The organism is Vibrio sp. Vf1514 (genome assembly GCF_052076135.1).
Classification (GTDB): Bacteria; Pseudomonadota; Gammaproteobacteria; order Enterobacterales; family Vibrionaceae; genus Vibrio; species Vibrio furnissii.
The window spans coordinates 2,054,492-2,075,073 of record NZ_CP197267.1 but is presented as its reverse complement, the minus strand read 5'-3'; the positions used below and the strand labels follow the sequence as shown (position 1 = coordinate 2,075,073).

Sequence of the window (20,582 nt, the reverse complement as noted above, 5' to 3'; positions counted from 1 at the left end):
GTGTCGTCCCAATCCCCCTCCATCATCACCATGGATTGAGGGGGATTGCGTTCGTGATTAGAAACGATAGTTGAGGCTAAGTTGCGCGTTGAATGGGGCGCCGTATCGAACCGTATTCGCCGCGTTTAAGTAGCTGTAGTAGGTTTTATCAAACAGATTTTCTACGTTGACGCGCATGGTGACGTCGCGGTTGATCTGATAGCTCGCCATGAGATCCACAATCGCGTACGACGGTTGCTTGATGTCATCGGTGGCATGGATTTCACTTTGCCAGCGAAGGTCTGCGCCAATGGTGAGGTCGGGATTCCAACCCACAAACTGGTAGTTGCTTGAAAGCTTGACTTGCTTGCGTGCGTAGTTGGTATTGACGTCGTTGCCCTCGTTATCTTCCGCCGTGAATTGCGTCATGCCGAGGTTGATGTCCATGCCTTCCATCGGACGGGCGGCAAGTTGTACTTCAATCCCTTTACTGACCGTGCCATCGACCGCCTTCTGTGCCGTGTTGGTGGTGTTTGGAATGGTGTAGCCAGTGTCGTCTTGCGCGAGGTTATCTTGCTCAATTCGAAACAGGGCGCCGGAGAGCGTGATCTGTTCAGTCAGGTTGGATTTGATGCCGATTTCGTAAGTTTTGCCTTCTAATGGATCGAGGTAGTCCCCATGGCGATCTCGCTCATTTTGCGGTTCATAAATGGTTGCAAAACTCGCGTAAACACGGCTTTGAGCACTGAGATCGTATAACAGGCCAGCGTAGGGCGTGATGATGCCATTGTCGCCGTAGGTTACGTCACCGTAGTTGGTGCCTTTGCGCTGCCAGTTTGCAATTCGTGCCCCCAAAATGGCTTTGGTGTTATCCGACAAATGAACGCGAGTGGCGGTATAAAATGCCAGTTGTTGCGTGGTGAAATCGTATTCGGTGGTTTTGTCGTTTTCCCATGTTGGTTCCGCCAAGTTGCCGTTCCAAGCTAAATAGTCGTCGACCGTGGCGAATGCCACCGGATCCATGGCGTAATATTGGTTGAAGTCTTTTAAATGGCTGTAACTGGCCCCAAGCATGAACTCATGTTGACGTCCCGCCAATGCGTAATCGCCGTTCAGGTGAATGCTAATGCTGTCTTGTGTACTGTCGCCTTCGTTGTTGTACGACCACGCATACAACCCAGAACCATCCTGATTGAGCGTGCCAATATTGAGGTTGGTGAGCTTTGCGCGCTGACTGTATTGCGTGTGGTTGTAGCTCGATTTCAATTGCCAACCGTTGGCGAATTGGTATTCATAATCAGCAAAGATATTGAGGTGTTCAGTGTCCCAAAAGTTCCAATCGGTGGCCGCTGTTTTGGCGCGTGAAAAATGAGTCGCCGAGCCGTCAGAATACACGCCCGGAATACCGCCCCATGCCGCACCATCGCGATCATCGGCTTGATAACTCGCGCCTAATCTCAGTAGGCTATTGAAAGACAGTTCTTTCTCGACGACTGCGTACACAACTTTGCGTTTGCTCTCATAGAGATCGACATACGATTCTCCTTGCGCATATTTCGCGACGACACGCCCCCGCAGCGTCCCGTCTGCGTTGAGCGCATTGGCGGCATCCACCATGACTTCCTGCGTGTTCCAACTGCCAACAGACGCCTGCACGCGTCCGGTCGGTGCGGTGCTATCAGCATGCTTTCGAACCAGATTGATCGAGGCCGAAGGATCGCCCACGCCGGTGGTCAGTCCCGTTGAGCCGCGCACCACTTCAACACGTTCGTAGATCGCGGTGTCGATCTGCGTTTGGCCGCTGAATCCAGCGGTGTCTCCCCAGCTGTATGGCATGCCATCGATCTGATAGCTGTTAATCTCAAAGCCGCGCGATTGAAATTCGTTTCTCACGTCGTCGGTTTTCAGTGAGCCGATGCCAATCACGCGATCCAACACCTGATCAATCGAAGAGAGATGGCGTTGCTCAATGTAATCGGCATCGAGAATGGTGATCGATTGCGGCGTTTCTTCAGGTGTTAATGACAGCCCTGTCGAGCTACTGACTTTGGGGCTCATCAGCTCGCTGCCAATTACCGTCACTGTTTCAACCGAATCGTCGCCAGATGCATGAGAAAGTGTGGGAATGAAAGGCAGACTCAGCACAATGGGAGCGTAAGTGAACAATTTCACAGTCAATTTCCTTGTGTTTTTATGGGGTTTAATCGAGAAGGTACTTGGGCCAAATGGCGCTAGGGCGTGTCTAGGGTAAGCAGCGCTTGTGCGGTGACTTGGGCTAAGCGTTTAATGGAGAGCGCGCTGCCAAACGTCCAACTGGGTTCGATGGCGAGAAAGTGGTTTTGCTTTACGAAGGGCATGTGCTGCCACAGGATGCTGGAAAAGAGTTTTTTCTCGTCTGCAAACGGTCGAATGTAGATGAGCACATGGGAACCGACGGCGGTTAATTGCTGGATCGGTAATGGCGTCTGTCCCCAAGCGGTTGAAGATGTCGGCATCGCGGCATCGATACCCAATTGGGTCAACGCATACTCGACAGAGGAGTTTTGCCCATATACTGCCGCAGTGGTGGTACTTAAAAAGTGCACAATAGTGACTTTCGGGAGATGGCCGGAAAAATGTTGTTCAAGTTGTTGCTTCCAACCTTGGATTGCCTGTGCGCGTTGCTGTAACACGTGTTCGGCTTGCTTGGTTTTCCCGATGGCGTGTGCCAGCTTAAGGAAGTCTTCATCAATCGCCTTGCTATTGGCATGGTCGGCGCGAAAGGTATCAAGAATGAGCACATTGGCATCCACTGTGGCGCTCAAGATGTCATGAAGAGCGGGGCCTGCCACAATCAAATCCGGCTTGAGTGTATGGATCAGCTCCAGATTTGGCTCCGAACGTGTGCCGATGTTGATGACAGTGTTGGGCATGGACGGCCATTGAACCCAGTCGCGATAGCCTTGCGGGTCGGCCACACCAACGGGGGTTACCCCCAGCGCTAACAAGGCTTCGGCGGATGACCACGTGAGCGCAATGACGCGTTTTTCTGTGACGGAATGAGAGCTAGATGGAGCCACATTCGCCGCGTTTCCCCAACGTGGAAAAATCAAGGTCGCAATGAACAGAAAAAACATGGGGTTGAAGCGTGACATGTGCAGGAGCCTTTCAATTTGGGTGAGCGGATCGATAAAATTTGGCGACGCCGTGTGCTGTGTGAGGGCATCGCTTTATTCTAGAGATGCATCTCATTCTCATCTTTGAGCGTTATGGAAGGAATGTACATGATTCATTGGTGATATTATTATCGTTATATTGACATTTAATACGGTTCATCGGCCATGATTATCAAGATCGACTCACTCAATCTTACCCAAACGCAAGAGACGCCTTGGCATGAGCACTCTTGGGGTCAACTGTATTGGCTAAAAAACGGCATCATCAATGTGGAAACCGGAAAGGCACAATGGGTGATCACACCGGGCTCGGTGGGGTGGACGCCCAAAGCGTGTTCCCACAAGGTGAAGATCTTCTCTTCCGTTCAAGCGTATGTGCTCAATTTGGATTATTCCGACCTCGATGGTTTTCCGTCGGAGCCAGGGGTGTATGGCATGAATGCATTTCTTAGCGCATTGCTTGAACGCATTCGTCAACTTGATGGGACGAATTCCCCGCCGAATTATATGGGGCATTTATTGGCGCTATTGGCGTATGACATTGAGCAGTTGGAAGAACTGCCTTTGGGGTTGCCTCTGCCGTCCGACCGACGGGCGCGCAACATTGCCGATGAACTGATGAAATCGCCATCGAGTGATTTAACTCAAGAGCAGCTCGCCTCGCAATGGGGTGTGAGTGTGCGAACCTTAAGCCGAATTTTCACCAAACAAACAGGGTTGACGTTTAGCCAATGGCGGCAACAGTCAAAGATCGTGACGTCGCTGACGTTGATCCAAGAAGGCATGGCGATCGCCGAAGTGGCGGAGCGCAGCGGCTACAGCAATGTGAGTGCTTACATTGAAGCATTTCGTCAGCGCTTTGGTGAAACGCCGGGTAAATTTCAAGCCAAAGCGCTCGCCCATGAAAGGCGTTAGCTCAGCGTGTTGGATTGAGTAGGGCCACGAGCCCGTGGGCCAAGGTGACGCGCCAGCTGAAATAATCGTGGCCACACGCGATGGTTTCAAAAGTGGTGGCATACCCTTGGTGTTGCAGTATGTCCGCTAGTGTTCGATTGTTTTCCAGAATTTCATGAGAGGCGGGGTTAATTTCAAACAAGCCCGCGTTCATATAGATATCGATGGCGTATGGTGGCGATGGGGTGACTTGCTCGGCAAACCAAGGGGACGCCTCTGATGACGCTGGCGTTGCCTGATCTGGCGACCACCAAAACGAGCCGGATTGAGAAAGCACCTTGCCAAACTGGTTGGGGTATTGAAACGCAATGTGCATCGCCGCCAAGCCACCAAAACTTGAACCACACAAAATGGTGTTTTCAGCCGTCGGATGAATCGCCAGATGTTCACACAACCAAGGCATTAACTCGGTGGCGAGAAATGTTGCGTAGGCGGTATTGGGGGTGAGTTCTTGCGCTCGCAGTTTGGGGGTGGGTGGATCAATCAACACGGCGCGAATGGGTTCGATGATGCCTTGCGCGATCATATTATCCAATATCAATGGCGTGGGCACTTTGGTCAGATAGTCGTTGCCATCAAACATCAATAGCAACGGGGAAGTCTCGTGCGGCGTGTAAACGGGGTGGGGGTGGTAAATACGCACTACGCGCGAGTTCCCCAATTGATCGCTGGCATAGTTTAGCGTTTCGATACGTCCTTGGGGAGCGTGATGGTTGTGGGTCAGGGAATCAGAGGGCGCGTCGGGCAACGTCATTGTCGAGGCGGCGCCAAACTGCGATTGATCATCCCCAAACGTGGGATGTGGATTCTGAGGATCAAGCATCAGGGTCGAGTAGGCCGCAAAGTACTGCTCAACCCAGTCGTCTTCCGCTAATTGCGGCACGTTGACCGCCAAGCGGTAAGACAATCGGCTACTGCGTGGTAGCACATAACTTTTAAACCAGATGTCACTGCTCGCGAGCCGAGTCAGATATGCTTGCCCGTCATATGGCGCGCCAATCACCATCACATTGTGGGTCGATGCATCTCCCTGATAGAGAAACGTCACCACGGTTTGCCCATCCTCATCCGCTTCAACCAACGGTGTGCCCGTGCTGGCGACCTTGGCCCAAAAGTTCGCTTCCGCTTGTGTGTCATGATGCGCGATTTGCTGTGCCGTCTTGGCCAATTGCGTGCTGATGATGTTTTCCTCGAGCAACACGCTTTGGTCGGATTTCAATGCCAATGCCCGCAGTTCGAGGGTCACGGTAGTCGCCACATTCGATTGGGATGTGAAATGAAACGTGTAGTCATCGGCGTGCTGCACTTGCCAAAAAATCTCGGCCTCGCTGGCACCACGCGTGATCAGGTGGTGGACAATCTCGCCTGCGCTATTGGTCACGACAACGGCATCTAACGCCTGTTCACTGCGAATCGAACCACGAAAATAGCGTGGGGTATCGATGGTGTGTTGCCATTGAGAATGCGTGATGAAGGTGAAACTGTGCTGCATGATGACCGCCATTGGACTAAAAGAGACGCATGACCTGACCCCAAGTCTGAACGTGCGACGCGCGAGACTGTTCTATCATCTTTGGGTTTTATCCGTCCAGTGATGATTGCGTGTCGGTGTTCTAAGCCCATGAAGTAAGAAATGGTCAATGTCGCTCCTTGTCTCATACAAATTGTGTGAGGAGTCATTTAAGGTGATGCAGAACAATATTCGACACCATCATGCTGCTTTTTGCTCCGCTGCAAGGGTTTTGAACCAGTCGAGCGTGACTTGCCATAAAGGTTCGGCGCTTTTGCGAAAATAGCCCATGTGACCGATTTTGCCGCCGAACAGGTTTGGGGAGAGATCCACGCGGGTGACAGATGCATGACTGTAATGTTTGACGAAAGCATCGCGAGATTCAGGCATCGCCCATCGATCATCAAGCGCATTGGCTGCCACGATCGGCGTGCGCACCGACTGATAAAGGGTTTCTATGCCTGCCATGTCGGGATCATCAAAAAAGTAGTGACGGAAACGGCACCAGTAGCGCCACTGATGGAACGCTTGCTTGGGAAGGTCTTCACCCATGCCCAGTCGGTTCCAGGCGCAATAGCCTTTCCACCACGTCAGCGCGGGCAGCACCACATGCCACATAGTCAGCACTTTGATTTGCTCAGACAGCGGCATGTAGCCATGCCAACCCGCCCCCGTGCCATACACGTAGAATCCGGCGACTTTATGGTGATTGGGCAGTAGACCAAATGCGTGTCCGCCGTAAGAGTGGCCAATCACAAACAGCGGCACATCGTCTTGACTCATGAACTCGACCGCAGCGGCCAAGTCCCGTTTGCCCCAGTCGAGCAAATCCATGTCAAAGCCTTTCAACGTGTCGGGTTTTGATTCTCCGATACCGCGGTAATCAAACGTCAATGTTTCAAATCCTTGCCCACTCGCAAACTGAGCGAAGCGGCGATAGAAGCCCTGCGGAACACCGGTTGCGCCCGCCACAACAATGCGTCCCTGAAGAGGGCCAGTTGCCGTGAATAACTGGCCGCCGATCCGGTAATGATCATCGGTGAAAAACGACGTTGGGTTCATCATAATCTCCTTATTATAACGAGTGTCTTAATTGTGTTCTGCATGTTATCTTATGACGATTGTTATAACAAGGGTGTAACACATGACCAAAGGTAGCGAAAAAGGACGCCAAGGGGTGATTGAGGCCGCCGCGGCGATGTTGGCATTGCACGGTTTACGTGGGATCAGCATTCGTGAAGTGACAAAATTTGCGGGGGCGCCGCTGGGGTCGACGTATCACAATTTCCCGGGAGGAAAACAGCAAATTGTGACCGAAGCCATTGTTTGGGCGGGTGAACAAGCTGCTGCGCAGTTGCGTGCGTGTCTTGAATCAGAGCCTCAACATGGTCTGCGCATTTTTGTTGCTCAGTGGCGGGAACGCCTCAAAAAGTCTCAGTTTCGTTCCGGTTGCCCGATTGTGGCTGCCGCCATTGAAGCGCCGCAGGCAGAAGAAGGTGAAGCGGTGAAAGCGGCGGTATCGCAGGTGTTCAGTCAGTGGCAGGCATTGATTGCGGCGCACTTGATGGCGCAAGGTCACGCGGAATCATCGGCGCAAAGCCGCGCGCTGGGCATCATCGCCAGCATTGAAGGCGCCGTGGTTCTGTGCCGAGCACATCAGAGTATTTTCCCGCTAGACGCGATCGTGGATTGCCTGCCGAAACTGATGGAAGCGGCGTAAAGGGGCTTGGGTTGCGGCGCGATGAATTCCTTATTGATCTCTCCATATCATTTAGCATTAAGTATCAAATATTGCTGATTGTTATGTTTGTTTGATACTTTTAGGTCGGCAATCGTCGTGATGCATGCTTACACTGAATCAGACCAACGAAGGAGAACAGCAATGAAATTTTTCATCAATAGCATCATGACCGTCAGCCTATTGGCCGCGGGTTCCGCGCAGGCCATTCAATTGACCAGCAACGACATTCAGGAAGGCCACCCGATGGCGAAAACCTTTGAGTACGCGGGGTGGGGATGCGATGGCGGAAACCTGTCACCCCAACTGATGTGGAAAGATGCGCCAGCAGGCACCAAAAGCTTTGCCATCACTGCCTATGACCCGGATGCTCCGACAGAAAGTGGCTTCTGGCATTGGATTGCGTTTGATATTCCGGCATCGGTGAATGCCGTGCCGCGCGGTGCCAATATCGCAAAACTGGGTGGTAAAGAAGCGCGTATCGATTATGGCGTCGCAAGCTTTGGTGGCGCTTGTCCGCCAGTCAACGACGGCATGCACCGTTATCAATTTACCGTTTGGGCGCTGCCGCAAGCATCACTGCAATTGGATGCCAACACGCCGCCTGCCGTATTTGGTTTCACCCTCAACAGCATGGCGCTGGGTAAAGCCAGACTGACCGCCACGTATACGCGTCAATAAATTTTGCGAGGGAATGGATGAATCATCAGTATCAAGTCACCGTGTTTCGGGCCGGACAGCAGCAGCCGCTGCGTAATGTTCGTATCCATTCCCCGAGCCTGATTCAAATAACGGCAGGCAGTAAACGACTCTTTTGGCAGGATGAACCGAGTGAGCTGGCCGCGACTCAAGTCTTGCTGTGCAGCTCAGGTATGTCGCTGAGTTTTGAAAACATGCCGCACAAAGGGCGGTTTTCATCGCGCATGTTCAGTTTTTTCTGCGCGCCGCCGCCCGCCATGCTTGAATTGAGTTTGCGCAATGCCGCCGAGCCAGGCACCTCGTTCATGCTCCCTCACGATACTGCCTTGCGCGACACGCTCAATGCGCTCTATGCGTTTGACCGCCATGTGTTGAGCGCCGAAACCCAGCAATATTGGGTGTTGGGCTTGTATCAGCAATTGGCAGAGCGCGGCGCATTGCATCACCTTTTTGCCACGTCGCAGGATTCACTGACTCAAAAACTCAGTCGCTATTTGTCGCATTCGCCCAGCAACGACCACCTGCTGGACGATGTGGCCCGACACTTTGCGATGAGCCGCGCTACCATGATTCGAAAACTGCGCCAAGAGGGCGTTCAGTTTCGTGAAGTGCTGGCTGAAGTGCGTTTGAATCATGCCCTTCGTTTAATGCAAGAAGGGCACAACAACGTCGCATTGATCGCAAGCCTGTGTGGGTATCAGTCGGAAGGCCGCTTTAGCCAGCGCTTTAAAGATAAGTTTGGTATTTCGCCCAAAGGGTATGTCAAAACACTTGATGGCCATGAAACGAGTGCCGTCTCCAGCCGATTGCAGTAAAGTGTGAGATTCACGCCGCTGCATATGCTCGCGGTTGGGCACTTTTCCTGTCGACCATTGATTTGAGGCCTCATGCAATACTTACGTGTTGAACCTGATGACATTCCGATGTCACTGCTGTTGGAAGCCGATCCGTCGCCGCAAAACATCGCAACGTATTTGCAGGACGCGTGGTGTTTTGCCGTCACGCACCACGGCGCCGTGATTGGCGCGTGCGTGGTGAAAGCGCTGGATGAGACCACCGCTGAGATTTTCAATGTGTCGGTCGCTGCGCCATTTCAGCAGCAGGGAATCGGTTCTGAGCTGCTGCGGTTTGCGTTGCATGAGCTGAAAAATAGCAACGTGCAGCGTGTTGAGCTGGGCACCGGCACCTTTGGCTATCAACTGACCTATTATCAACGGCTCGGTTTTCGGGTGGATGTCGTGCTGAAAGATCACTTTCTCAAGCACTATCCGGAGCCGATTTTTGAGCAGGGCATTCAGCATCAAGACATGCTGCGTTTGTCGTTGGATTTAAACTGACTTTGTATTCAATCGCCTTTCTATTGACTGAACCTACGCGATTTCAACTGGAGAACAAAACGTGATTTTTACTCCCCCATCTCAACCGATTGAACATGGCCGGGCGCTGTGCGACGCGCTGAAAGACTTCCTCATCGCCCATAAAAGCACCTTTCAGGACAAGCTGATCCCGGATCTCTCTTACATCGATGACATGGCGCACAACGTCAACGGCATCGAGATTCAGTCGGTGCATCATTTGGCGGAGAACCGCTATCAAATCGAATACAGCTACGATTGGGAGCTGTTTCTGGGGTGTTCGGACATCAATCAGTCCGGCATCGGCCACGACCACATTCGCTTTACCCTCAGCCCCGAAGGCAACATCAACATGGAATACCTGTTCCCGGACGAACGCGACACCAACGGCGAGCTGTGATCTCACGGGATAGATGCTGCGCTCGGTGACAAAAACTATTTGATATGGAAAGAAAAAACGCACCCATCGGTGCGTTTTTTGTGTCTCAATCGCAGGTTGCGATGTTTACAGCGTCACTTTTTTCACCATGCCCGCTTCGGCGTGGCCGGGAATGTTGCAGGCGAACTCGACGTGGTTATCACCTTGGAAATGCCACATCAATTGCTTGGCCTTGCCCGGTTGCACGGTCACCGTGCTACCGGAATCATGCATGTGTTGGCCATTCATGGAGCGCATCATGTCGCGATGTGCCAGTTGTTCTTTGGCAGAGCCGATGGAGAATTCGTGGTCGATTTTGCCGGTATTCATGATCACAAATTGCACTACGTCGTTGGGTTGAATATCGACCTCTTTTTTAAACGTGATCTTCATGTCGTCAGAAAGTAGCACATGTACTACTTTTGTTGGCTTGGAGCCTGTGGCGGACATTCCGACATCGGACATTTCGCCCATGTTCATCATGCCAGTGTGATTCATACCTGGGGTCGACATGCCGTCATGCGACATCGAACCGGTTGCCATCATGCTGTGATCCATGCCGGCTTGTTGGCTGTCGTCGTGCGTCATGTCGGCCAGCGCTAGTGGGGAAGTGAGGCTTAGTGCCAAAGCCAATACAGTGATTTTCATGAGTTATTCCTTTTCAGTGGTTGGTGTGGGTTGTGTTTCACGCTGTTTCCACAGCTTAAAAATGGCGGGCAGTACCAGCAGCGTCAGCAGCAATGCTGATGCCATGCCGCCAATCATGGGCGCGGCGATGCGCTGCATCACTTCAGAACCGGTGCCTTCGCCGTACATAATCGGAATGAGGCCGATGATGACAGTCATCACGGTCATCATGACTGGGCGCACGCGCAGCCCGGCGCCTTCGCGAATGGCGTCGTTGAGGTCTTGCCGTGTCAGATTTGCTTTGCGTTCTTGAACCTTGAGTTTGGTGTAATGCCAAGCTTGATTGAGGTACACCAGCATGATGACGCCAATCTCGACCGCCACACCAGCCAGCGCAATAAAGCCCACGCCGACGGCGATCGACAGGTGATAGTCGAGCGAATACATCAGCCATAAGCCGCCGACCATCGCAAGCGGCAAGGTAGCCATGATGATCAGCACTTCTCCCACCCGGCGGAAGCTGAAGTAGAGCAGCAGCATGATGATGGTGAGCGTGATGGGCACCACCACACTGAGGCGATCTTTGGCGCGCTCCATGTATTCATATTGCCCTGACCACGTCAGTGAATAGCCCGCTGGCAACTTGAGTTGATCGGCCACCACGCGCTGCGCTTCGGCCACGTAGGAGCCGAGATCGCGCCCGTCTATGTCGACAAACACCCAGCCATTGGGGCGAGCATTTTCGGTTTTGATCATCGGTGGGCCATCTTCGTAACGCACATCGGCCACATCGGCGAGTGCAATGCGAGCGCCGTTGGGCGTCACCAAGGGCAGGTTTTGCAGTTTGACCACGGAATCGCGGTAATCCTGCGGGTAGCGCACGTTGATCGGGTAACGTTCCAGTCCTTCAATCGTCTCGCCGACATTCATGCCGCCAACCGCCGTGGCTATCACTTGCTGCACGTCTTTGATGTTCAGCCCGTAACGCGCCGCCGCGCGGCGTTTGATGTCGACCGTGACATAACGGCCGCCAGCCACACGTTCGGCATACACCGACGAAGTGCCCTGAATGTGGTTCAAAATCGGCTCCAGCTCAGCGCCGATGCGTTCGATGGTTGCCAGCTCAGGCCCGACGATTTTGATGCCAATCGGGGTTTTGATCCCGGTCGCCAGCATGTCGATGCGGGTTTTGATCGGCATCACCCACGCATTGGTGAGACCGGGGAACTGCACCAGATTGTCGAACTCTTTACGCAGCGATGCTGGGGTGACGCCCTCACGCCATTCGCTGCGTGGTTTCAGTTGGATCACGGTCTCGATCATGGTCAGTGGCGCGGGATCTGTTGCGGTTTCGGCGCGGCCGATTTTGCCCCACACGGTGTTCACCTCCGGCACGGTCTTGATCAGCTTGTTGGTTTGCTGCAACAGCTCGCGCGCTTTCCCAATCGAGATGCCCGGATAAGTGGTCGGCATGTACATCAAATCGCCTTCATCCAGTGGTGGAATGAACTCGCTGCCGAGTTGGCTGGTCGGGTAGTAGGCGGATGCCATCAACGCTACCGCTACCGCAATCACGGTTTTGGGGTAACGCAGGCTGAGGTTAAGCAGCGGGCGGTACAAGCTCACCAAGGCCTTGTTCACCGGGTTTTTGTGCTCGGGCAGTATGTTCCCGCGAATGAAATAGCCCATCAGTACCGGCACCAGCGTGATGGCAAGCCCCGCCGACGCCGCCATGGCGTAGGTTTTGGTAAAAGCGAGCGGCGAGAACATCTTGCCTTCCTGACCTTCCAGCGCAAATACCGGGACAAAGCTGAGGGTGATGATGATCAGCGAGAAGAATAGCGGTGGGCCGACCTCTTGCGCTGCATCGCCAATCACTTGCCAGCGGTTTTTGTCAGTCAGCGGCGTGCGCTCAATGTGCTTGTGGACGTTTTCGATCATCACAATCGCACCGTCGACCATGGCGCCAATGGCAATCGCGATACCGCCAAGCGACATGATGTTGGCATTGATGCCTTGCCAGTGCATGACGATAAACGCCGACAGAATGCCGACGGGCAGGCTGAGCGCAATCACCAGTGATGACCGCATATGGAACAGGAACAGCGCGCAGACGATGGCGACCACGATGAACTCTTCCGCCAGCTTCTTCCATAGGTTCTCGACCGCAGAATTGATCAGTGTGGAGCGATCGTAAGTCGGTACAATTTCCACCCCGCTGGGCAAACTGCCTTGCAGGCTGTCCAACTTGGCCTTGACGTTGGCAATCACTTGGCTGGCGTTCTCACCATAGCGCATCACGATGACGCCGCCGACAGCTTCCCCTTCACCATTGAGTTCCGAAATCCCGCGGCGCATTTGTGGCCCCAAGGTAATGTCGGCGATATCGCCCAACAGCAGCGGCGTGCCTTTGCTGGTCACTTTGAGCGGCAGCGATTGAATGTCTTCAATCCCGGTCAGGTAACCGGTGGTGCGCACCATGTGTTCGGCTTCGGCCACTTCAATCACCGAGGCGCCCGTTTCCTGATTCCCGTTTTGAATGGCGGCGTTGACCTGTTGTAGCGTCAGGTTGTAGGCGCGCAACTTAGCGGGATCAATCTGGATTTGATATTGCTTGACCATGCCGCCCACGGTCGCAACTTCTGACACCCCAGCCACGGTTTGCAGCTCATACTTGAGGAACCAGTCTTGTAGGCTACGCAGCTGCGCCAAATCGTGTTGCCCGGTTTTGTCTTGCAGCACGTAGCTGTAGACCCAACCGACGCCTGTGGCGTCGGGGCCGAGCGTCGGCTTGGCGTTGGATGGCAGTTTGGGCGCCACTTGGCTGAGGTATTCGAGTACCCGAGAGCGCGCCCAGTACATATCAGTTTTGTCGTTAAAGATGATGTAAACGTAGGAATCACCAAAGAACGAATAACCGCGCACCGTCACCGCGCCAGGCACGGCCAGCATGGCGGTGGTCAGCGGGTAGGTGACCTGATCTTCGACTACCTGCGGCGCTTGGCCGGGGTAGCTGGTTTTGATGATGACCTGCACATCGGAGAGATCGGGAATCGCGTCGACCGGCGTTTGTTTGACGCTGAACAGGCCGCCCGCGATGAGCGCAATCGTCGCGACCAACACCAGAAAGCGGTTGTGCAGCGACCAGCGAATGATGGCGTTGATCATGATTGACCTCCGCGGCGTTCAACCGCTTTCAGCACATAGTCGGTGCCATTTTTCTGCACTAGAAACCGAACCGGCTGACCTTCCTTCAGCCCGCTGAGGTCAACGTCATCACCGACGCTGAAATTCATTTCGCCCGCATCCCAGCGCCACTCGGCAACCGGCAAGTGTTTGAGGGTGATCATGCCAAAATCGGCCATCAGCATGCTGATGTCACCGGTTAGCCACAGCTCGCCGGGAATGACGTTGTCACCGATGCGGTAATCGACCACTTGATATTGGCCGTCATCGCCTTTTTTGAGCGCGAACTCAATCGCCTGTCCGCGCTTGAACGGTGCCACGTTGATGTCGCTGGCGAGGGTAAAGTTCATCGTCATACCCGGCCAGTTCAGTGCCGCGACAGGCTGGTGGCTGATGGTTAACATGCGCGTTTTTTCCATTACATCGGTCACTTCACCTTTGGCCCAAATCGTTTCACTGGCGGCTTGCAGGCCATCGATGCGCGACAAGTCGGCTGTTTGACTCGATTCTGAATCGAGCAGGAAGTGCGCTGAAGTGACCACGCGGCTTTGTTCATTGAGCCCGTGGCGCACCTCAATGCGATCGCCCGCTTCACGGCCCACGTCAATGCGCGCTGAGCGATACTGACCGTTGCCTTCGGCCAGCACTACGCGGCTCATGCCGCCAGAATGGATCACCGCCGATTTTGGAATGGTTAATACCGCGTCTTCTGTGACCGGTTGCAGCGAGATGTTGGCGAACATGTTGGGTTTGAGATCGCCCTGTGGATTGGCAAACTTGAGGCGCATACGCAGCGTGCGGGTTTGTGGGTCGAGAATCGGGTAGACGTAATCGACTTCACCCTGCCATTCGCGTCCCGGCATCGCATCGAGCGTCATCATCGCTTGACTGCCTGCGGTCACCCAGTGTGACTGGCGCTCAAACACTTCGGCATCGACCCACACATTCTCCAGCGGGCCGGCACTGATCACCGCTTGCGCTGGCGAGAGATAGCCGCCTTCACGAATATTTAAGCTGGCGATGATGCCATCGGCTTTGGCTTTGATCTCGACAGACGACGAGGCTTTACCGCGTTTAAGGATGGCCTGAATCTGCGCGCGGTCGACACCGAGTGCCACCAAACGCTCGGTCGCCCCTTTCACCAAAGCGCTGCGCCCAGTGCGATAGGCGTTAAGCAACTCTTCCTGCGCTTTCACTAATTCGGGCGAGTAGAGGGTGAACAGCACGTCGTCTTTTTGCACGCGATCGCCGACCGCGTTGACGTAGAGCTTCTCGACCCAGCCTGCCACGCGCACGTTGGTTTGCCATAAACGGCTCTCATCAAAGGCGATGTAGCCCACGGTTTCAATGCTGGGTGACAGCGGCTCGCGCACAGCTTGCGCGGTTTTGACGCCTAAGTTGTTTTCCACCGACGGGTCGATGGTGACCGTGCCCGGTTTCTGGCTCGCGGTTTGTTCGGCATACACCGGAATCAAATCCATCCCCATTGGTGACTTGCCCGGTTTGTCGCGTTTGTAGTTCGGGTCCATGGGCGCCACCCAATACAGCGGCTCTTTGCTGCCTTCACTGGCGGCGCTGTTCATGGTGTTGTTCATGGCGTTATGTTCGGCGTTCATGCCCGTGAGATACGTTTGGACACCTACGCCCAGAGCTGCGCCAATGGCCAGCGCGATGATTGCAATATGACTGTTTTTCATGATGTGACCTTATTCCTGCTCGGCGGTTGACGTGGAGAGCTGCGGCGGACTGACTTGGTATTCGTAACTGCTGAGCAGCGCCGCGAGGTTGTTGTTGACCAGATTGCGATCGGTGAGCAGGCGCTGATATTCAAGCTGCAATGCCAATTCATCCGTACTGGCCGAAATCACGTCGTTAAACTGCGCGGTATTGTTCTGATAGCCGCGCTCGGTCGCCTGCACGCGCGCTTTGGCTTGCGGTAGCAAGGTCGAGTCAAAACGTGCCAGACGCTGAGCGAGGTTGTCGCGATCGACGCGCAGTGCATTCACTTTGGCGTTCATCTGACGGAGCAAGGTGTCTTTTTGCGATTGCGCCGCGCCGACCTGATACTGCGCTGCTGCGAGGTTGCGGTCTTGGCGGTTGCCGGTAAACAGCGGAATGTCGAGGGTCAGATAGGCGCTGACCAAGTCCGATGCGGGTTCGCCGCGCATGTTGTTGGCTTGGCGATAGGCATACATCACTTCCACGCCGAACTGCGGCGAGTAGGCTTCGCGCGCAATATCGACCTGCGTGCGATTGGCGGCGATGGCGGCGTCTGCCATGCGCACCACCGGATGACGGCTGAGGTCGGTGTAATAGGCGTTGTTGTTCGACGGGTGGTTGAGGGTTTGCTCCAGCTTAGGCCACGGCAACTGGTTCGATGCCTGAAGGCGATGGGCTGAAAGCAGCCAGTCTGAGCCGAGCCATTCGGAGAGCTGCGCGGTCAGGCGCTGCTGCATTTGCGCGTTTGCCTGCAGCTTCTCGTCTAGGCGTGAGACTTGCAGCTGTGCATTGAGCAGATCTTGCGCTTCGCTTTTGCCAATCGCGTAATTGGTTTGAATGAAATTGACCATCTCATTCATCAGGCTGCGATTTTCCAGCAGAATGGTTTGCGCCATCTGCTGATAGCCCAGTTCAAGCCACAATTGGGTCAGCGCGTTGGCGACGTCCAGCTCGCGACCGACGACCTGAAGGTCGACGCCTTGTGCCTGTTGGGTGGCTTTTTTGTGTTGCAGATCGAGCGTGTCACCGCGCTCAAACTGCTGCATCAAGCCGACGGAAATGTTGGTCATCGCATCTTCATCGAACTTGAAGCTGTCGACGGGCAGACCGGTGACGCCTATTTTGAGTTTGGGATCCATTAAGGTCGCACTGGCACGACCGGTTTCGCGCATCGCTTGCGCTTGTGCGTAATACTGACGACGAATGCCGTCGTTCGACAGCGCCGTCTCAATCAATTGAGACAACGCCTGTGCAGGCTGAGGTGATGGGCTGGCAGGCGAGGTTTCACTCGCCATCGCCATCGTGTTCACCCAAGCCGCAGCGCTGACAGACAGCGCCAAAAGGCATGGTTTTAATTTCACGTTGTTCATCCACAACTGAGCGCGTGACGCGCACGAGAATCTCTCCGCCTGTTAACAGTTAACGGTTAACTGTTAGTCGAGGCGGAAACCGAGGTTCGAAAGTTGGGATTTAAGCGCTGGGGGGCCGATACAGGGTTTGCGTGCGATGAATGACATCACCGGCACTGATGGCGTGGTATTGGGTTTGCGTGCTGATCCGAGATGGGATTGGCGCAAGACATGCCATCAACGCCAACGTGTTGGTGCAGGTGGTATCGCAGCAACTGTGCTTCATGTCATGACTGACATCGCATGAGGCGCTGGCGTGGGCATGTTGGGTGTGGGGTTGCTTTGCGTTTGAGTTATCGGTGCAATTGGCGCTGACGCGATGGGGCATCGACATCACAGATGGCATTGCCATGTGCTTGCTGAGGGTCACATTCATGGCGGGCGAACCAACAACAAAGCCGGACATCAGCAGCGAAGCTAATGCCAACAGTGTGATTCCGAATGTCGTCATGAAGTTTAAGCGCATGTAAAAAGGGCAATGACATAAAAAGTGCAGCGACTATAAAGCTTCCCCCTAGGGGAAGGTCAAGCCTGTTTCTCAGATGACGGTATAACGAGGTGGAGATTCTTGACGAAAAAGCAGCGAGGACGGCTGCTTTTTCTCAGGAACATGGTGGGCGGTGACGCTTTGTTCAGATGCATCGTTCAGACACATCGTTCAGACAAACGTATCGTGCAGCCTCCCTTACGCCGCTTGCGGCAGGAATTTGGCAGCTTCTAACCTATGCAATATGGTCGCCGCGTCGATGTGTTCGAGGTCGGTGATATGGAAACAGCGTTCTCCCAGCAAACCGTACACCGCGGGATCGGTGTGGGTGTATAGGCCAATGCAACTGGCTCCGGCGGCATCGGCGAGGTGCAGCGGGCCGGTGTCACAACTGATGAAGCCGTCGGCATGGCGCAGGAAGCAGGCCAGTTCACGCAAGCTTTTGCTGCGATAGGTTTGAATATCACGACACAGCGGCGCTTCAATTTCAGGGCCCATCACTTCGATCCACGTGATCGGTTGATGATGGGCACGTTCAAACTGGCGCAAAACGTTCAGCCATTCAACATCGGTTAACTTTTTGTCGCCGCGTGCGCCGCGGAAAAATGCCAGACACAGCGAATCGTCCGGTGCGAGCATGGTTTTGGTTTCCAATCCAGCGTGGCACTCGTCCGTGCTGATGCTCAGTTGATGGCTGTTCCACTGGGAGGCCTGTTGTGCTGATGAGTGAATTTGCGGCAGTAAGCTGAGGTTACACAGTGCCGCGTGGCTATAGGCTTTACGCACAGGGAACGTGTGGGTGAATGCTGCATCGTAACGGCTGGTGGCAGCCACTTTATTGCGCGCGCTCATCAAGGCGCACAAAATCGACGATTGCGCCGATGTGCTTGGCGACAGGCAAAGATCAAAGACCTGTTGTCGCAAACCACGCAGCGATGCGATGCATTCCGGCAGGCTGGAAAACGACAGGTTGGCAAACGCGAACGTCTCGATGCCCATATGGGCAAAGAGCGTTTGTTGCCATGGTTTGTTGAGCAGTAACGTGATCTTGGCGTGTGGATAGTGGTGCTGAACCTGACGAATGAACGGAATCAAAAATACCGTGTTGCCGACGCGGTCGTTGCTGCGCACAATCAAAATTTGTTTGACGTCGTTGGCCGCGACTAACTCAGGTTGCGCGTCACGGGTGTTTCCGAGTACCGACAGCAGCAGGTTGGCCACGTGGGTCATTTTGTTTTTACGGTAGCGATCGAATTTACGTAAGTAATTTTTGATTCGCAGTTTTGGGTTCTCACCGACCAGTTGCATCATCATTGCCCTCTCTATCTTCGTTTGCCAAACACCGATTTGTCGCCTAGGTCGAATCATCATTCATTCTGATGAGCCGCTTATTCGGATGCTTCGATACATCTGCCTCGATACATTCGCCGTATGACTTCAATGATATTCATCATAGGGCGCGTGACTTAACATAGGCTTAAGATGACGATGTTTTATGTCGCTGGGATGAATGTGGCGACAATTCGGGGTATGGCGGCGATGGTTTCATTTTTTTTAGTAAAATCAGTCAGCTAAATCGCATGGCTGCGTGGGGCGGCGGGAGTTTGCAATTACTGGTTGAACCCAAGGCTTAAAAGATTCAGAATGCCGGACTTTTGGAGTCGCATTCTGCGACGATCCACCGTTCTATTAACTATTGAGAATCAACTATGGGTTTTACCTCGTTAGGTCTATCTGCGCCAATCCTTCAAGCCATCAAGGAAAAAGGGTACGAAACACCTTCTCCAATTCAGGCACAAGCGATCCCAGCTGTGCTGCAAGGCAAAGATGTGATGGCAGCAGCACAGACCGGAACAGGTAAAACCGCCGGATTTACGCTGCCGATTCTGGAGCGTTTAACGGGTGGCCCTCGTGTGCGTGCTAATCAGGTGCGTGCGTTGATTCTGACCCCAACGCGTGAGCTAGCCGCTCAGGTACAAGAGTGCGTATTTACCTACAGCCGTCACCTGCCACTGAGCAGCGCGGTGGTGTTTGGTGGCGTGAAGATCAACCCACAAATGCTGCGTCTGCGAAAAGGTGCCGATGTGCTGGTTGCAACGCCAGGTCGTTTGATGGACTTGTACAACCAGAATGCGGTGAAGTTTGATCAACTGGAAGTGCTGGTGCTTGATGAAGCGGACCGCATGTTGGACATGGGCTTTATTCGCGACATTCGTAAGATTCTTGAGCTGTTGCCGAAAAACCGTCAGAACCTGCTGTTCTCTGCCACGTTCTCCGATGAAATTCGTGCGCTGGCCAAAGGCTTGGTGAACGATCCGGTGGAGATCTCGGTGAGCCCAGCGAACTCCACGGCAAAAACGGTCGAGCAGTGTGTTTACCCAGCCGACGTGAAAAAGAAAGCGCCGATGTTGGTGAAACTCATCAAAGATGGCAACTGGCAGCAAGTGCTGGTGTTTACCCGTACCAAACGCGGCGCGAATAAGCTGGCAGCATTTTTGAATGAAGAAGGCATTAAAGCGGCGGCGATTCATGGCAACAAGAGCCAGGGCGCACGTACGACAGCTTTGGCCGAATTTAAATCGGGCGAATTGCGCGTGTTGGTTGCGACCGACATCGCGGCGCGCGGCATCGACATTCCGCAACTGCCTCAAGTGGTGAACTTTGAGCTGCCAAACATAGCGGAAGATTATGTGCACCGCATTGGCCGTACGGGCCGTGCGGGTGAAGCAGGTCGCGCGATCTCTTTGGTGTGTGCTGTAGAAGCGCCGGATCTGTTTGGCATTGAACGTTTGATTCAGCAAGTCTTGCCGCGCGTAGAACTGGACGGCTTTAAGCCGACCAACACTGTGCCAGAATCAAAACTGGACACTCGCCCAATTAAACCGAAAAAACCGAAGAAACCGAAAAAACCAGCGGTGCAGGGCGAACGCCATGCACAAGGCGAAAAGCCGGCCTCGCAAGGCCGAAAGCCAAATCAAAACGCGGGCGGTAAGTCTAAGCCATCGCGTCAAGGTGAGGCGCGCCAAGGCCGAGCGCCAGCCAAGAACGATCAGCCTGAGGGGGCGACATCCAAACCGCGCAGCGGCGCTCGCAACGGTAAAGCCAGCGAGCAAAACGCGGGCACAGCGGCGAACAAACCGAAGCGTCATCAACCACGCAACGGCAACAGTGCGAACAAAGGGAACAACGAGAACCCAAACAGCCGTAACCCAAGCCGTAATAGCCAAAGTCGCAGCAGTAGCCAAAACCGCGGCAATGGTCAAAACCGCAATGGCCAAAATCAAAATGGCGGCGCGCCACGTGCCCGTCAAAATGCAGATGCCAATCGTTAATTGAACGCTTTGCT

The 20,582-nt window shown here is 54.0% G+C and carries 17 protein-coding genes; 7 read left to right on the top strand and 10 right to left on the bottom strand.

Annotation, left to right across the window (positions count from 1 at the left end; genetic code table 11):
• Positions 1–57 precede the first annotated feature (57 nt).
• The gene (locus tag ACS18Q_RS09470; protein WP_441257003.1) at positions 58–2,151 is read right to left on the bottom strand and encodes a TonB-dependent siderophore receptor; all 2,094 of its coding nucleotides are present in this window, start codon (positions 2,149–2,151) and stop codon (positions 58–60) included.
• A 59-nt stretch (positions 2,152–2,210) separates the two neighbouring features.
• Positions 2,211–3,113: an iron-siderophore ABC transporter substrate-binding protein gene (locus tag ACS18Q_RS09465; protein WP_014204752.1), complete on the bottom strand. Its 903-nt coding sequence runs from the start codon at positions 3,111–3,113 to the stop codon at positions 2,211–2,213.
• 186 nt (positions 3,114–3,299) lie between these two features.
• On the opposite strand from ACS18Q_RS09465, the gene ACS18Q_RS09460 reads away from it, so the two are divergent.
• The gene (locus tag ACS18Q_RS09460; protein WP_014204753.1) at positions 3,300–4,049 is read left to right on the top strand and encodes an AraC family transcriptional regulator; all 750 of its coding nucleotides are present in this window, start codon (positions 3,300–3,302) and stop codon (positions 4,047–4,049) included.
• Between the two features lies 1 nt (position 4,050).
• Here the strand turns inward: ACS18Q_RS09460 and ACS18Q_RS09455 are convergent, their stop codons facing one another.
• Together ACS18Q_RS09455 and ACS18Q_RS09450 are read right to left on the bottom strand one after the other, a co-directional pair.
• Positions 4,051–5,580: an alpha/beta hydrolase gene (locus tag ACS18Q_RS09455; RefSeq protein ID WP_441257002.1), complete on the bottom strand. Its 1,530-nt coding sequence runs from the start codon at positions 5,578–5,580 to the stop codon at positions 4,051–4,053.
• A gap of 219 nt (positions 5,581–5,799) precedes the next feature.
• Positions 5,800–6,663 (bottom strand): alpha/beta hydrolase family protein, encoded by an 864-nt coding sequence (locus ACS18Q_RS09450; RefSeq protein WP_238529591.1) that lies wholly within the window; start codon positions 6,661–6,663, stop codon positions 5,800–5,802.
• 79 nt (positions 6,664–6,742) lie between these two features.
• Between ACS18Q_RS09450 and ACS18Q_RS09445 the strand changes: the two genes are divergently transcribed.
• The 5 genes from ACS18Q_RS09445 (at position 6,743) to ACS18Q_RS09425 (ending at position 9,790) form a co-directional block, all read left to right on the top strand.
• The gene (locus tag ACS18Q_RS09445; RefSeq protein ID WP_417868573.1) at positions 6,743–7,318 is read left to right on the top strand and encodes a TetR/AcrR family transcriptional regulator; all 576 of its coding nucleotides are present in this window, start codon (positions 6,743–6,745) and stop codon (positions 7,316–7,318) included.
• A 162-nt stretch (positions 7,319–7,480) separates the two neighbouring features.
• Positions 7,481–8,017, top strand: a complete 537-nt coding sequence (locus ACS18Q_RS09440) for a YbhB/YbcL family Raf kinase inhibitor-like protein (RefSeq protein WP_441257001.1) — start codon at positions 7,481–7,483, stop codon at positions 8,015–8,017.
• Between the two features lie 17 nt (positions 8,018–8,034).
• Positions 8,035–8,850, top strand: a complete 816-nt coding sequence (locus ACS18Q_RS09435; protein ID WP_441257000.1) for a helix-turn-helix transcriptional regulator — start codon at positions 8,035–8,037, stop codon at positions 8,848–8,850.
• A 72-nt stretch (positions 8,851–8,922) separates the two neighbouring features.
• Positions 8,923–9,372, top strand: coding sequence for a GNAT family N-acetyltransferase (locus ACS18Q_RS09430; protein WP_441256999.1), 450 nt, complete (start codon positions 8,923–8,925; stop codon positions 9,370–9,372).
• A 61-nt stretch (positions 9,373–9,433) separates the two neighbouring features.
• Positions 9,434–9,790 carry a hypothetical protein gene (locus ACS18Q_RS09425; protein ID WP_394624705.1) on the top strand — a complete coding sequence of 119 codons (357 nt, stop codon included), beginning with the start codon at positions 9,434–9,436 and terminating at the stop codon, positions 9,788–9,790.
• 105 nt (positions 9,791–9,895) lie between these two features.
• Here ACS18Q_RS09425 and copI read toward each other — a convergent pair whose 3' ends face one another.
• The 6 genes from copI to ACS18Q_RS09395 all read right to left on the bottom strand — a co-directional run bounded on the left by copI (position 9,896) and on the right by ACS18Q_RS09395 (position 18,550).
• Complete coding sequence (gene copI / locus ACS18Q_RS09420; RefSeq protein ID WP_441256998.1) at positions 9,896–10,456, bottom strand: copper-resistant cuproprotein CopI; 561 nt, start codon at positions 10,454–10,456, stop codon at positions 9,896–9,898.
• Positions 10,457–10,459: 3 nt separating this feature from the next.
• On the bottom strand, positions 10,460–13,603 hold the full coding sequence (locus ACS18Q_RS09415; RefSeq protein ID WP_441256997.1) for an efflux RND transporter permease subunit: 3,144 nt from the start codon (positions 13,601–13,603) through the stop codon (positions 10,460–10,462).
• Positions 13,600–15,318, bottom strand: coding sequence for an efflux RND transporter periplasmic adaptor subunit (locus ACS18Q_RS09410; protein ID WP_441256996.1), 1,719 nt, complete (start codon positions 15,316–15,318; stop codon positions 13,600–13,602). The genes ACS18Q_RS09415 and ACS18Q_RS09410 overlap by 4 nt, the downstream gene beginning before the upstream one ends.
• Before the next feature lie 9 nt (positions 15,319–15,327).
• Positions 15,328–16,710, bottom strand: coding sequence for a TolC family protein (locus ACS18Q_RS09405; protein ID WP_441256995.1), 1,383 nt, complete (start codon positions 16,708–16,710; stop codon positions 15,328–15,330).
• 100 nt (positions 16,711–16,810) lie between these two features.
• Positions 16,811–17,176, bottom strand: a complete 366-nt coding sequence (locus ACS18Q_RS09400) for a hypothetical protein (RefSeq protein ID WP_441256994.1) — start codon at positions 17,174–17,176, stop codon at positions 16,811–16,813.
• Positions 17,177–17,434: 258 nt separating this feature from the next.
• Entirely contained in the window at positions 17,435–18,550 is a 1,116-nt protein-coding gene (locus ACS18Q_RS09395) for a glycosyltransferase family 9 protein (protein WP_441256993.1), read from the bottom strand.
• A 395-nt stretch (positions 18,551–18,945) separates the two neighbouring features.
• On the opposite strand from ACS18Q_RS09395, the gene ACS18Q_RS09390 reads away from it, so the two are divergent.
• Entirely contained in the window at positions 18,946–20,568 is a 1,623-nt protein-coding gene (locus ACS18Q_RS09390) for a DEAD/DEAH box helicase (RefSeq protein WP_441256992.1), read from the top strand.
• The last annotated feature ends 14 nt before the right edge of the window (positions 20,569–20,582 follow it).